This is a genomic window from Paenibacillus sp. JGP012 (assembly GCF_014203995.1).
Lineage (GTDB): Bacteria > Bacillota > Bacilli > Paenibacillales > Paenibacillaceae > Paenibacillus > Paenibacillus silvae.
On sequence record NZ_JACHKG010000009.1, the window covers coordinates 53,622 to 67,663 of the forward strand.

The window sequence follows — 14,042 nt, forward strand, 5'->3', positions numbered from 1 at the left end:
GCGTGTAAAATCAACCCATTATCGCAAACTGCGATTATTCGCTCATCAATGCAGCCATCAATGCCTTCTGTGCATGCAGACGGTTCTCTGCTTGATCAAAGATCAAGGAGTTCGGGCCGTCGATAACTCCTGCGCTCACTTCTTCGCCGCGGTGTGCTGGCAGACAATGCAGGAACATGTAGTCCGGCTTCGCACCTTTCATCAATTCCTCATCGACCTGATAAGCCGCAAATGCCTGCTCCCGAATCTTCTGTTCTTCCTCGAATCCCATGCTTGCCCATACATCAGTGTACACGATATCGGCATCCTTCACCGCATCCTGTGCATTGTACGTTACGAGCACTTCCGATCCGCTCTCCTGCGCGATTGCACATGCCTGCTCAACTACAGAACTGTCGGGCTCATACCCTTCCGGTGTGGCTACCGCAACGTGCATGCCCATTTTCGCTGCACCCAGCATCAAGGAGTGTGCCATGTTGTTGCCATCGCCAACGTAGGCCATCTTCAGACCAGCCAGTTTGCCTTTATGCTCAAGCACCGTCTGGAAATCCGCCAGCACCTGGCACGGATGCGCCGCATCACTCAGGCCGTTAATGACTGGAACATCAGCATGCTCAGCCAGTTCAATCACATTATGATGTCCAAACGTACGGATCATGATGCCGTCAAGGTAACGGGACAGCACTTTTGCTGTATCATGTGTCGTTTCACCGCGCCCCAGCTGAATGTCATTTTTGCTCAGGAACAGCGCGTGTCCGCCGAGTTGGAACATGCCGACTTCAAAGGATACACGTGTACGTGTAGATGATTTTTCAAAAATAAGTCCGATCGTTTTGCCTTTCAGTGGTTGAAACGGAACACCGCTTTTTTGCTTGCCTTTGATCTCAATCGCAAGATCCAGCAGGTAACGAATTTCCTCTGCCGTATAGTCCGTGAATTCGATGAAATCCCGGCCTCTCAAGTCAATCTTCTGTACCTTGTCTGTATGCTGTACTGCCATCTCTTGTATTCCTCCTCATTTCCGGTTCCCTGCACCCGCACGGGCAGAAGTCTCACATCCGCTACGACTTCCGCTGTCTGATCACCACGCGGCTACAGGGATTCTTTCGCTTTAATCTGCGCCGGGGGCCGTAATGGCCCCGGTTCAGTCATTGATTTTCAATAGATCAGGCTTTCGCCGCAACGTGCTCTTCAATCAAGGTTCCCACGAGGGATACCGCTTCATCAATCTCTTCTTTACTTACGTATAGGTTAGGAAGCAAGCGGATCACATTTGGGCCAGCAGAAACAAACAGTATGCCGCGCTTTTGTCCTGCCAGCACAATGTCACCAACCGGCTCTGCGCATTCAATCCCTACCAGCAAGCCCATGCCGCGAACGTCTTTTACGAACGGGATACCCGCCAGGCGGCTGCGTAACGATGTCATGAGATAGTCTCCCATCTCTGCCGCACGCTCTGGCAAGCGATCCTCCAGCATCGTCTCAATGGTTGCAATAACGACGGAAGAAGCCAGCGGAGTACCGCCAAATGTTGTGGCATGGCTGCCCGGTGTAAATGCATCCCGCAGGAAACCTTTACCCAGCATTGCCCCAACAGGGAATCCACTACCGATGCCCTTAGCTACAGTGAACACATCCGGCTCAACACCATAGTGCTCGTGAGCAAACAGCTTGCCTGTACGTCCCATACCTGTTTGCACTTCATCCACGATCATCAGCAAGCCGTGCTCATCACACAGTTTACGCACATGTTTCACAAATTCCGGTTCTACCGGATACACGCCGCCCTCGGCCTGAACCATCTCCAGCATAATCGCTGCGGTCTTCGGTCCAATTGCTGCTTCGAGCGCAGGGATATCATGCAAAGGCACAGTTACAAATCCGGCTGGCAGCGGCAAAAATCCTTCTTTTACTTTATCCTGTCCGGTTGCCGTTAACGTTGCCAGTGTCCGTCCGTGGAACGATTGGGCAAAGGTAATGACTTCGTACCGATCTTCGCCCTTTACCTTCTGCTGATAACGACGAGCCACTTTGATGGCTGCTTCATTCGCTTCAGCACCGCTATTGCAGAAAAATACAGCATCTGCACATGTGTTCGCCGTCAGCAGCGCGGCTGCCTTTTCCTGACCCGGAATCTGGAACAGGTTGGATACGTGCCACAGCTCATCGATCTGAGCTTTCAGCTTCGCGCCGACTTTCTCCGGTGCATGGCCGAGGCTCGTTACAGCAAGTCCACACATGAAATCGAGATAGCGATTCCCCTGATCATCCCATAACCAGCTGCCTTTTCCCTTGACCAAGCTGATTGGATACCGTGCATACGTTTGAAAAAGTGAGCTTTCCGTATGTGCCGCTGCACCTGTTGCTGCTGCGCCTGCGACGGCTGTGCCAGAACCTGCCTGTTCGTTGCCTTTTGCCATGAGCAAATCACTCCTTGTCGATGAGTACATGCCAATTAATTATGAGAAAACCTTTATATACACGAGGCACTTCGATGAAAGAATACCTATTGATTGCTCTTATCCGAGGATTTTTCGATCATACTAATTGAACCAAATACAGTTTACACCAGCCACTCCGATGACAGAACAACCTTCCAATCGCTGTTATCCCCAGATTTTTTTGATTCCCCTTTGTTAGGGGGAAAATCCGGTGATAAAGGCGACCGCTTCGCTTTTTCAGGTTTTTTCTGTCCTCTCCGTTTTAGTGTAAACAAATCGTTCAAGGATGATAAACGAGTGAAAATCCATGATAATGCGAACACTTCGCTTATTCAGGCCTCCTTCGTTAACGTGTAAATTTAACTTTCTCATAAAAAACGTCGTGTACAAATTTTTTTATATTAACTAAAACCTTTAAAATCTGAATCTCGTGTTGCGTCCTACTGCATTCGAATAATTCGGGTACCGATCGTCTCTCCGCCAAGCACTCGGCTCAGAATCTGCGGCTCGCTGCCGTCCACGATAATAACCTCTCTCACATCCCCATGGATGCATGCAATCGCCGCTCGCACCTTAGGGATCATGCCGCCGTAGATTTCGCCAGTCTGGATCATATCCTCGATCTCCTGTACGGATACGGATGGCAGTACCTTTTTCTCGCCGCCAATGGTCTTCATAATGCCTGGTACGTCTGTTACCACGATCATGCGGCTTACGCCGAGATGGGAAGCGACTGCCCCTGCTGCGGTATCTGCGTTAATGTTATAGCGCTGACCGCTGGCATCCACACCTACAGGTGCAATAACAGGCATGTAACCCATGTTTACGATGCCCTGAATAATCTCAGCTTTAACACTCGTCACGTCGCCAACCCAGCCGATTTCAGCGTGGTTTGTTACAGGCTTCGCCTGGATCAGACCGCCGTCTACACCCGACACACCTAATGCCTGCCCCCCTACGCTCTGAATCAAACGTACGATTTGTTTGTTAATGCTGCCTGCCAGCACCATCTCTACAACGTCCAACACAGGCTCGGTCGTTTTGCGCAGGCCATTCACAAATTCCGTTTCGATCCCAAGCTTCGCCAGATTATCCGAGATGGCCGGTCCTCCGCCGTGAACGATAACCGGACCATTTCCTTGAGACTGCAAGTCACGAAGATCTGCAAAAAAGGATTCAGGCAGTGCAGCCAGTGTACTGCCTCCACATTTCATCACAAACATCTGTTTCTCCGTACCTGTCTCCGCTGCAATACTGCCAATTGGCAATGTAGAATTCAAGAGGCAAGGCTCCTTTCGTTGGACGATGATATCAGACTTAACACTTAAAACAATTCTTGGTAGACGAAATGGGCCGTTCCAGATTCGGATCGTTCTTTCGATCGCCGTTGCCTCCAGGTTTTTTAGGATTCCCTTCTCCAAAGGGAAAACCCGGAGACAAATGCGAACGCTCCGCTTCTACAGAATCGATTCCGCCTCTTCCACTACAGTCGTCTATTGTTATTTTTTAAAGTTCAATTCTTATAGATCATTTTTACATCTATGATGGTACGCAGCTTTCCAGAGATCAAGCTGCAAAAGATTCTAGTCAATGTGAATTCAATTCAAGGAATTTTCATTCAATTGGAATGGCATTGAGACAAGCTGATCGAAATAAGATCAAACGATTTATATCCAAGTGGATAGAGTCTCGACATTTAAAATGACATTAAACATTAAAACACATTATTAGAATTAAATATGCAAAAACCACACATACAATTAACTAAGCATTTATTTACGTGCGGTATGCCGCGTTAATGCGTACATAGTCGTACGTCAGGTCGCATCCCCACGCTACTGCGTGGCCTTCGCCGTGATGCAGGTCCACCACAATGCGCACCGTATCGGTCTGCAAGTATGCCAGCGCCGCTTCTTCGTCAAATACTACCGGACGAGACTGTGCAAGCACCGAGATGTCTCCCAGACGGATATCGACCGTATCCGGGTTCACCGGCTGGCCTGCACGGCCCACAGCGGCAATAATCCGCCCCCAGTTGGCGTCAGCACCAAACATGGCGGATTTCACCAGGCTGGAACCGATCACCGTCTTGGCAATCGCTTGAGCAGACTCATCGCTAACCGCACCCGTCACTTCCACTTCAACCAGCTTCGTTGCCCCTTCACCGTCCCGCGCAATGGCTTTGGCCAGCACTTGGCACACATAGGTGAATCCGGCAGCAAACGCATCCCAATCCGGGTGCTCCATCGTGAGCTCTTCATTGCCTGCATAACCACTGGACATCGCTACGAGCATATCATTGGTGCTGGTATCTCCATCTACAGTAATCATGTTGAACGTACGGTTGGTCGCCTGACGCAGCAGGCGCTGCAGTGCTTCTGCCCCGATGACCGCGTCTGAGGTCATAAATGCCAGCATGGTGGCCATATTCGGATGAATCATACCCGAGCCTTTGGCCGCTCCCGCAATTGTTACCGTCTTGCCGCCAACAACGACGGAGACGCAAGCTTCCTTTTTGACCAAATCGGTAGTGAGGATCGCCTGTGAAAATTGTTCTGCCTCGTTCGCTTCCTTGCCCATCTGCTCCGGCAGCGCCTTGATGCCCGAATGCACCGCATCCATCTTCAGCAACTCACCGATAACACCTGTGGAAGCCACAGCTACATCCTCTTCGGCTACTCCCAGCTCACGAGCCGCTGCTGCACGCATCGCATATGCATCGTCTTCGCCCTGTTTGCCTGTGCACGCGTTCGCGTTGCCGCTGTTAACAATCACCGCCTGCAATCGCCCGTTGCTTAGACTTTCGCGAGTGACTTTGAGCGGTGCTGCTTGAAACACATTCGTCGTGTATACCGCCGCAGCTGTCGCAGGAATATCACAGCGAATGGCTCCGATGTCGTTGCGTGATGTTTTTTTCAATCCGCAATGCAGTCCACCCACGGTGAACCCGGCTGGCGTTACAATGGTTCCATTTTCAACTATAGTAAAAGCCTGTTGCTCCACGTTTGTTCCCATATCATATCCCCCGTATGCGTTCAGCCACATGCTGATCAACCGCCTGCTTCAACTGAAACTGCCCAACCTCTACCCATACTGTATGACCGGCAGATGAGACACCGCTTCTTCGTGCTTCCCCATGCGGTGTGCTTACCCGCTGCATGTTGTTATGGATACACTGGTGTCATGTTCAGCCCGAGGTTTTCCTCCCATCCCATCATCAGGTTCATATTTTGAATCGCTTGCCCGGATGCACCCTTCACCAGGTTGTCAATGACTGAAATAATCGTCAAACGCCCTGTGCGCGGGTCCACCGCAAATCCGATATCACAATAGTTCGATCCATATACCTCTTTGGTTGAAGGCCAGATGCCCGGCTCACGCACACGGACGAAAGGTCTGTTTTCATAATATTTACGGTATAAATCAACAAGCTCCCGGTCGCTGTGTTCTCCCGTTAGCTTCGCATACATCGTACTCATAATACCGCGTGTCATGGGCACCAGATGTGTTGTGAATGTCACGGTTACCGGGCTTCCGGTGATGTTACCAAGAACCTGCTCGATCTCAGGGATATGCTGATGTTTATTCAGTTTGTATGCTTTGAAATTCTCATTCATCTCGGCATAATGGTTGGTCAGGCTCGTTCCGCGTCCTGCACCAGATACGCCTGATTTCGCGTCAATGATGATCGTTGATGGATCAATCCAGCCTGCCTCCACCGCGGGAATCAGACCCAGCAGTGTCGCTGTCGGATAACAGCCCGGGTTGGATATAAAATCCTTACCTTTCACTTCATCCCCATACACCTCAGCCATACCGTATACTGCCCGTTCCAGCAGATCAGCCGATGGTGCAGGGTGTTTGTACCAATGCTCGTAGACCGATCCATCCTTCAAACGAAAATCACCGGACAGGTCGATAACCTTCAGCCCGGCTTCCAGCAAGCTTGGTACGAGCTTTGCGCTTACGCCGGACGGGGTCGCAGTGAACACGAGATCTGCACGGGTTGCAATCTCCGCCGGATCAACGCCGTCCAGCGGCCTGCGAATCACGTCCGTTAAATGTGGAAATCCATCTGCGATGGACTCCCCACTGCTGGATGAAGAGATTACCGATGTAATTTCAACCTGCGGGTGATTCTGAAAAAAACGAATCAGTTCCACCCCGCCGTAGCCGGTGGAACCGACGATTGCCACTCTTAATTTGTTATTCACTCTCGCTCCCCCAATCCTGTTGTATGCGCTACTTGTGCCATGTTCATGCCTCACACAGCAATTCCGTCGCTTCTATGCATATTTGTGTATTATTATACGACTCTAGTTATATAAATACAACACTCTATCATCAATTTAACACGGATTTCCAACAAATCCGAACGATATCTTTTTTGCTGTAGGGACGAACAGGGTTTCTTCTGTTAAAATACATAATAGCAGGAAACATTACATACAGAGTCTTGTTCCAAAGTACATCTTGTTATGCGAGGTTATATGGTATTGAACAGACCCTGATAAGTCATTATGAGACACGGAGGACTAAAGTGCATATTGAATCTATCTTACTTGTTATACTCCTGGGCCTGAATATTATTTTTGCGGCGGCCGTTGTATTCTTCGAGCGTAAGGATGCCAGTTCATCCTGGGCATGGCTGCTTGTATTGAACTTTATTCCGGTCTTCGGGTTTATTCTTTATCTTTTGACAGGGCAGAATCTGACGAGATATCGGCTCTTTCAGTGGAAAGAACGTAAAAAGCTCGGTCTGGAGGAACGCATAGCGGGCCAACTGGAGCAGCTGCAGGATAATCGGACTCCCTTTCACAACAAGGCAACCGAGAACAGCCAGGACATGATCTATATGAACCTCAAGCAAAATGGCGCATTGCTCACCGAAGATAATGAGGTGGAGATTCTAACCGACGGTCATGTCAAATTCCAGCGCCTTCTGGATGATATCGAGGCTGCACAGGACCATGTGCATGTGCAGTATTACATCTACCGCGGGGATAGCCTTGGCAAACGCATTCGGGATGCCCTGATCCGCAAAGCACGCGAAGGCGTGAAGGTACGTCTGCTCTATGACGCGCTGGGTTCACGGCGGGTCACGAGTCGCTTTTTCAAAGAGCTGCGGGAAGCCGGTGGACTGGTGGAAGTCTTTTTCCCATCCAAATTCAGTCTGATCAACCTGCGGATGAACTACCGCAACCACCGTAAAATCGTCATTATTGATGGTAATCTTGGTTATACAGGCGGGTTCAACGTTGGTGATGAGTATCTCGGTCTGAATTCGAAATTCGGCTACTGGCGCGATACCCATCTGCGGATACGAGGCAATGCAGTGCATGCGCTGCAAACCCGTTTCCTGCTGGACTGGAACGAAGCCTCCAAGCAGCATGACACACCTTACATCCCTGCTCATTTTCCTCATATTGAGGGCTCAGGCAAAACCGCGATGCAGATTGTTTCCAGCGGACCTGACGCCGAAACGGAGCATATCAAAAACAGTTATCTGAAAATGATCAATAATGCCAAGCATTCGATTATTATTCAAACCCCGTATTTTATCCCGGATGCCAGTGTCTATGAAGCGCTTCGTCTTGCATGCCTGTCAGGCATTGATGTGCGCATTATGATACCGAATAAACCGGATCACGCCTTTGTATATTGGGCCACGTTGTCTTATATCGGAGAGCTGTTAAAAGTAGGGGCCAAAGCGTTCATCTATGATAATGGTTTTATTCACGCCAAAATACTGATCATCGACAGTCTGGTCGCTTCCGTCGGAACTGCCAATATCGACTATCGAAGCTTCCGGTTAAACTTTGAGGTGAATGCCTTCGTATATGATGAAACGATCGCTACCGCGCTTGTACAGACGTTCGAGCATGATCTGCAAGTATCGCGTGAACTCACGTCTGAGGAATATCGGAAGCGCAGTTTGCTCATTCGTTTCAAAGAGGCTATCTCACGTCTGTTGTCTCCGATTCTGTAAACGCGTCGATGAGGGACCTGATTCCCAACGTATGGAAAGAAAACAAAAAGCAGATTCTCCTGCCCGTCATTCGGGTGAAGAGAGAATCTGCTTTTTTGGTGTACCTTTTCCCATGCTATGCCTGCTTCGATTTCATATATGCTCGCCGCGTTTAAAGCCTTCCCCCAGCACCTCTTGAGCATTGCTTATAATGACAAAAGCATCCGGGTCTACAGACCGGATCAAGGCCTTCAGGCGTGGCACTTCACTTTGCCCAACAACCACCATCAGCACCGTACGCTGATCATTCGTATATCCACCTTTCGCCTCCAGCTTGGTTAAACCGCGATCCAGATCAGCCAGAATAACCTTTGTAATCGGTTCTGTCTGGTTCGAGATAATGTACGCTACCTTGGAGTACCCCAGCCCCATCTCGATAGCATCAATCACTTTTCCTGTCACGTACAACCCGATCAATGCGTATAGGGACTGCTCCAGAGACAGCACAAAGGCCGCCATTATAATAACGGTCGCATCCATGATTACCACACATACCGAGTAGCTGAGTCCGCTGTACTTCTGTACAATTCGCGCCAGAATGCTCATGCCCCCGGTTGAACCTCTCCCCCGGTATACAATGCCAATCCCCAGTCCCACGCCGATGCCCCCATATAATGAAGCGAGCAGCGGATTGGTAGTGGGTATCACCCAATGACTCGTCAGATACACAAAGAGAGGCAGCACGATACTCCCGAGGATTGAACGAACGCCGTACTGCTTGCCGATGAGCAGGAAACCTGCAATCAGCAGTGGAATGTTAATAGCCCATTGTGTATATGCCGGTTCCCAGCCGAACCACTCATGCCCCAGAATGGATAACCCGGATACTCCACCGGAAGCGATCTGATTGGGAAGTAAAAATAAATTAAAGGCTACCGCGATCAAAAACGAGCCTACAATAATGAACAGGGTATCGATGACGTTCCGCCACGGCCCGTTCAGGGGAATGGAGGTAGCCAGCCTCTTCTTTCGTTGAGGGTATGAATGTTGTTGCTCTTGCATGATGTCGTGCTCTCCTTTTATATAATTGATCAAAAAAAAGCCCCTGTATACACCAGCATGCGCATGAGCACACGGGTCCATACAGGAACTTAGATTAATCGGCTTCTACTTTAATTTGGCTGCGCAAATAACCGTCGATGAATGCATCGAGGTCGCCGTCCATAACCGCTCCAGTATTTCCTGTCTCTACGCTCGTACGGTGATCCTTTACCATACTATAGGGATGGAATACATAGGAGCGAATCTGGCTTCCCCACGAAATATCCGACTGATCCCCTCGGATTTCGTCCAGTTCTTTTTGCTGCTCTTCAATTTTACGCTCATACAATTTCGAACGAAGCATCGTCATCGCACGCTCACGGTTTTTAATCTGTGAACGTTCGTTCTGACAGGTTACAACAACTCCGGTCGGGATATGTGTAATCCGCACGGCTGAGTCCGTGGTGTTAATGTGTTGTCCACCGGCACCGCTCGCACGATAGGTATCAATCTTGAGGTCCTCGGTACGAATGTCGATCTCAATGGTATCATCAATCTCCGGCACAACATCACAGGATACGAAGGATGTATGTCTGCGGCCTGATGAGTCAAAAGGAGAAATCCGGACCAGACGGTGAACTCCCTTCTCCGCCTTCAGATAACCATAGGCGTTATGTCCCTTGATGGACAAGGTTACGCTTTTGATGCCTGCTTCGTCGCCCGGAAGGTAATCCAGCACCTCAACCTTGAAGCCGCGCTTCTCGGCCCAACGGGTGTACATACGCAGCAGCATCTGTCCCCAGTCTTGTGACTCGGTGCCGCCTGCACCCGGATGAAGCTCCAGAATCGCATTCATTTTGTCATACGGCTGGTTCAGGAGAAGCTGCAGCTCGAACTCTTCAAGCTTGCCTACAATTGCTGCCACGCTGTTACCAATCTCGGCAGCCAGCTCCTCATCGCCTTCTTCATCTGCCAGTTCAGCCATCATTAGCGCATCATCGTAATCCTGCTGCAGCTTGGCGTATTGATCTACAGATCCTTTTACCGCATTCATCTCGGCAATTAAGGCTTGTGCCTTCTCATTGTCATCCCAAAAGTCGGGAGCGGACATTTTCTCTTCGAAGTTCTCAATCATCTCTTGCTTGAGATCTAAGTCAAAGAGACCCCCTAAGGTTTGTTAATTTCTTGCCTATTTCACGCAGGTCCTGCTTCACGCTTGGATCAATCATGTGCAATTCCTCTTTTCATTAAGATAAGCTCCTCGCATTCCGGGAGGTTCAATCAGACCCAGTGTCGAATGCATCTCTTCTTCTTACAGAGCAGCGCCTATACTGTTACCAGCAGGCATGCCAGCCCTATCAAGCGCCATATGATTATTCATATGCACCATTCAAAGATTATGCATCCTTCACTTTATCCTATTGAACCCCCGGCTGCAAGGAGCCGTATAAGTCAAACGATATACATCAGATTATATAATTTGAACTAAAGATTTCACACAGTCCACTTCGATGACAGAATAACCTTCCAATCACTGTTATCCCCAGACAAAAAACTACTCTTGACCGTGGCAGTGTTTGAACTTTTTGCCGCTGCCGCAAGGACAAGGATCGTTACGGCCAATCTGGTCGGAAACTCGCACTGGACGTTTCTCCGCAGGTTCACCGCTTGTCGAGATTTGGCTCTCGTCCACAACCGCTTGACGCTCTTGGTTGCTTTCGATCTGTGCTTTCATCACGTAGGTCGCCACTTCTTCCTGAATCGAAGAGATCATCTCGTGGAACATCTCGAAGCCTTCGAACTGGTACTCACGAAGTGGGTCTGTACCGCCGTATGCACGGAGGTGGATACCTTGACGCAATTGATCCATCGCATCAATGTGGTCCATCCACTTGCTGTCTACTGCGCGAAGCACAACCACTTTCTCGAACTCACGAACCATTTCTTCACCGATACGTTCCTCACGAGCATTGTACTTGTTCTGCACTTTCTCGAACAGATACTCGATGATCTCCTCGGCTTCTTTGCCCCACAGCTCATCTTTGGTAATAGAGCCTTCATCCAGAAGTTTGCTGTTCATGTAGTCAGCAACCTCTTGCAGCTCCCAGTTCTCAGGAATGTCGTCACTACAGTGTGCTTCAACAATGCGCTCAATGGATGGTTTGATCATATCCATAACGATCTGTTTAATATTTTCGGACTCCAGCACCTCACGACGCTGTTTGTAGATGATCTCACGCTGCTGGTTCATAACATCGTCATACTGAAGGACTACTTTACGCACGTCGAAGTTATTGCCCTCAACCCGCTTCTGTGCAGATTCTACAGCACGAGTAATCATGCGGCTTTCGATCGGCTGATCTTCTTCAAAGCCAAGACGCTCCATCATATTCAGCACGTTGTCTGCACCAAAACGTTTCATTAATTCATCGCCCAGCGACAGATAGAACTGTGTAGAACCTGGGTCACCCTGACGGCCCGCACGACCACGCAGCTGGTTATCAATCCGGCGTGATTCGTGACGCTCTGTACCGATGATATGAAGGCCACCAACTTCAGCAACACCTTCACCCAAAATAATATCTGTACCCCGGCCGGCCATGTTCGTTGCAATGGTTACTGCACCCGCTTGACCGGCACCGGAGATAATTTCAGCTTCTTCCGCATGGAACTTCGCGTTCAAGACCTGGTGTCTGATACCACGTCGTTTCAGCATGTCCGACAGACGCTCCGAGTTCTCGATGGATACTGTACCCACCAGAACCGGTTGGTTTTTGCTGTGACGCTCCACGATTTCCTCCACAACCGCTTTGAACTTGCCATCAATGCTTTTATATACGACATCCGCCATATCATTCCGTTTGTTCGGACGGTTGGTTGGAATCTGCAGCACTTCAAGGCCGTAGATTTTCTTGAACTCTTCTTCCTCTGTCTTCGCTGTACCTGTCATGCCCGCAAGCTTACGGTACATCCGGAAGTAGTTCTGGAACGTAATCGTTGCCAGCGTCATGCTCTCGTTCTGAACCTCGATGCCCTCTTTTGCTTCAATCGCCTGGTGCAAGCCATCGCTGTAACGGCGACCAGCCATCAGACGACCTGTGAACTCATCGACGATCATGACTTCTTCATCCGTAACAACATAATCCACGTCACGGCGCATAATCACGTTAGCTTTCAGCGCCTGTACAATGTGGTGGTTCAGCGTCACGTTGGCATGGTCATACAAGTTCTCGATGCCAAAGGCTTTCTCAGCTTTCGCTACGCCGCCCTCTGTCAGCGCTACGGATTTCACTTTGATATCTACTGTAAAATCCTCTTCCGGCACAAGACGTTTCACAAAACGATCCGCTGCATAGTACAGGTCGGTCGATTTTTGAGCTTGTCCGGAAATGATCAGCGGTGTACGCGCCTCATCGACAAGGATGGAGTCCACCTCGTCAATGATACAGAAGAACAATGGACGCTGTACCATTTGCTCTTTGTACAGAACCATATTGTCACGCAGGTAGTCAAAACCGAATTCGTTATTCGTACCGTACGTAATATCACAAGCATATGCATGCTGCTTCAAAGCGTGATCCATGCCGCTGAGGTTAACCCCAACCGTCATGCCGAGGAATTCATAGATTTGCCCCATCTCCTGGCTATCCCGTTGAGCCAAATAGTCATTAACTGTGACTACGTGTACACCTTTGGACATCAATGCATTCAAATATACCGGCAATGTTCCTACCAGCGTTTTACCTTCACCCGTTTTCATCTCGGCAATACGGCCTTCGTGCAGTGCAATCCCGCCCAGCATCTGTACGTCATAGTGACGCTTGCCAAGCACACGGCGTGACGCCTCACGTACGGTTGCAAATGCCTCAGGAAGAAGCTCGTCCGTTGTTTCTCCCTTTTCAATACGGGCACGGAACTCCTCCGTTTTTCCTTTCAACTGCTCATCAGACAAAGCCTGAAATTGCGGTTCCAGTTTATTGATTACATCGACCGTCTTCATCAGACGTTTCACATCACGCTCGTTCATGTCTCCGAAGATCTTTTTGACAAGTCCTAACATGGTATACCCCTTTCGTGCAAAACAGAATAGACCCCCTGCTGCCGCCATGCGGCACCATCCGATGGATTGTTCATCCAATGTCCCCGGGGGGTGACAAACAAAACTAAAATATAGATGAATCAACCCCAGGCTTGCCATGTCTCATGAAGCTGATTCGGTACTCACTTGAGCCTGGTTTTTAATAAAAAAAGTGCCCGCACTCAAGCCTATTGAATCATGTTCATGGTGCTGTGCCTGTCATTGATTATGATTAGCGATCATTCGTTGACAATTCTTCATCAGGACAATGATTCTCTTTGCATAAATTGTAACAGTTTGTAAGGGTCGCCGCAACACGCCGCAGCAGACTTCTTCGAACTTCACTCCCCCAATAAAGAGAGTTTAAGTGCAAAAAATCATAGTCGTTAGCAGAAGTGATAAGAGAACTCATTTATTTCCCGGCAAGCCACAAGGCGCAAGCATCGATTAATGGGAAATATGGAAGTTAACGGAATACTATTCAAACAGCCCAACTTCTACTCTATTAGACGCA

Annotated in this window: 10 protein-coding genes; 1 reads left to right on the forward strand and 9 read right to left on the reverse strand. The window is 49.3% G+C overall.

Annotated elements, in window-relative coordinates; genetic code table 11:
* Positions 1 to 34: 34 nt before the first annotated feature.
* From argF to argC, 6 genes are all read right to left on the reverse strand, one after another.
* The gene (gene argF / locus HNR77_RS13320; protein WP_184184891.1) at positions 35 to 1,000 is read right to left on the reverse strand and encodes an ornithine carbamoyltransferase; all 966 of its coding nucleotides are present in this window, start codon (positions 998 to 1,000) and stop codon (positions 35 to 37) included.
* A 166-nt stretch (positions 1,001 to 1,166) separates the two neighbouring features.
* Complete coding sequence (locus HNR77_RS13325) at positions 1,167 to 2,420, reverse strand: aspartate aminotransferase family protein (protein ID WP_184184894.1); 1,254 nt, start codon at positions 2,418 to 2,420, stop codon at positions 1,167 to 1,169.
* A gap of 461 nt (positions 2,421 to 2,881) precedes the next feature.
* A complete protein-coding gene (gene argB, locus HNR77_RS13330) occupies positions 2,882 to 3,664 on the reverse strand; it encodes an acetylglutamate kinase (RefSeq protein ID WP_184185154.1) in 783 nt (260 codons plus the stop codon).
* 553 nt (positions 3,665 to 4,217) lie between these two features.
* A complete protein-coding gene (gene argJ / locus HNR77_RS13335) occupies positions 4,218 to 5,456 on the reverse strand; it encodes a bifunctional glutamate N-acetyltransferase/amino-acid acetyltransferase ArgJ (RefSeq protein WP_184184898.1) in 1,239 nt (412 codons plus the stop codon).
* Position 5,457: 1 nt separating this feature from the next.
* The gene (locus HNR77_RS13340; RefSeq protein ID WP_184184900.1) at positions 5,458 to 5,601 is read right to left on the reverse strand and encodes a hypothetical protein; all 144 of its coding nucleotides are present in this window, start codon (positions 5,599 to 5,601) and stop codon (positions 5,458 to 5,460) included.
* 4 nt (positions 5,602 to 5,605) lie between these two features.
* Positions 5,606 to 6,655, reverse strand: coding sequence for an N-acetyl-gamma-glutamyl-phosphate reductase (gene argC / locus HNR77_RS13345; RefSeq protein ID WP_184184903.1), 1,050 nt, complete (start codon positions 6,653 to 6,655; stop codon positions 5,606 to 5,608).
* A 326-nt stretch (positions 6,656 to 6,981) separates the two neighbouring features.
* On the opposite strand from argC, the gene cls reads away from it, so the two are divergent.
* The gene (cls, locus tag HNR77_RS13350; RefSeq protein WP_184184906.1) at positions 6,982 to 8,430 is read left to right on the forward strand and encodes a cardiolipin synthase; all 1,449 of its coding nucleotides are present in this window, start codon (positions 6,982 to 6,984) and stop codon (positions 8,428 to 8,430) included.
* 132 nt (positions 8,431 to 8,562) lie between these two features.
* Here the strand turns inward: cls and HNR77_RS13355 are convergent, their stop codons facing one another.
* From HNR77_RS13355 to secA, 3 genes are all read right to left on the reverse strand, one after another.
* Entirely contained in the window at positions 8,563 to 9,471 is a 909-nt protein-coding gene (locus tag HNR77_RS13355) for a YitT family protein (protein ID WP_184184909.1), read from the reverse strand.
* Between the two features lie 94 nt (positions 9,472 to 9,565).
* Positions 9,566 to 10,679 (reverse strand): peptide chain release factor 2 gene (gene prfB, locus HNR77_RS13360; protein ID WP_111269125.1). Its coding sequence is split into 2 segments (ribosomal slippage): positions 9,566 to 10,606 and positions 10,608 to 10,679, totalling 1,113 coding nucleotides; the frame shifts between segments, so codons are not numbered across the junction.
* Between the two features lie 326 nt (positions 10,680 to 11,005).
* A complete protein-coding gene (gene secA, locus HNR77_RS13365) occupies positions 11,006 to 13,510 on the reverse strand; it encodes a preprotein translocase subunit SecA (protein WP_184185156.1) in 2,505 nt (834 codons plus the stop codon).
* Positions 13,511 to 14,042 lie beyond the last annotated feature (532 nt).

Coding starts and splice junctions, on each gene's coding strand:
- argJ (WP_184184898.1), bottom strand. CDS start 5,456: ATGGGAACAAACGTGGAGCAACAGGCTTTTACTATAGTTGAAAATGGA.
- argB (WP_184185154.1), bottom strand. CDS start 3,664: ATGTTTGTGATGAAATGTGGAGGCAGTACACTGGCTGCACTGCCTGAA.
- argF (WP_184184891.1), bottom strand. CDS start 1,000: ATGGCAGTACAGCATACAGACAAGGTACAGAAGATTGACTTGAGAGGC.
- HNR77_RS13325 (WP_184184894.1), bottom strand. CDS start 2,420: ATGGCAAAAGGCAACGAACAGGCAGGTTCTGGCACAGCCGTCGCAGGC.
- HNR77_RS13355 (WP_184184909.1), bottom strand. CDS start 9,471: ATGCAAGAGCAACAACATTCATACCCTCAACGAAAGAAGAGGCTGGCT.
- secA (WP_184185156.1), bottom strand. CDS start 13,510: ATGTTAGGACTTGTCAAAAAGATCTTCGGAGACATGAACGAGCGTGAT.
- HNR77_RS13340 (WP_184184900.1), bottom strand. CDS start 5,601: ATGCAGCGGGTAAGCACACCGCATGGGGAAGCACGAAGAAGCGGTGTC.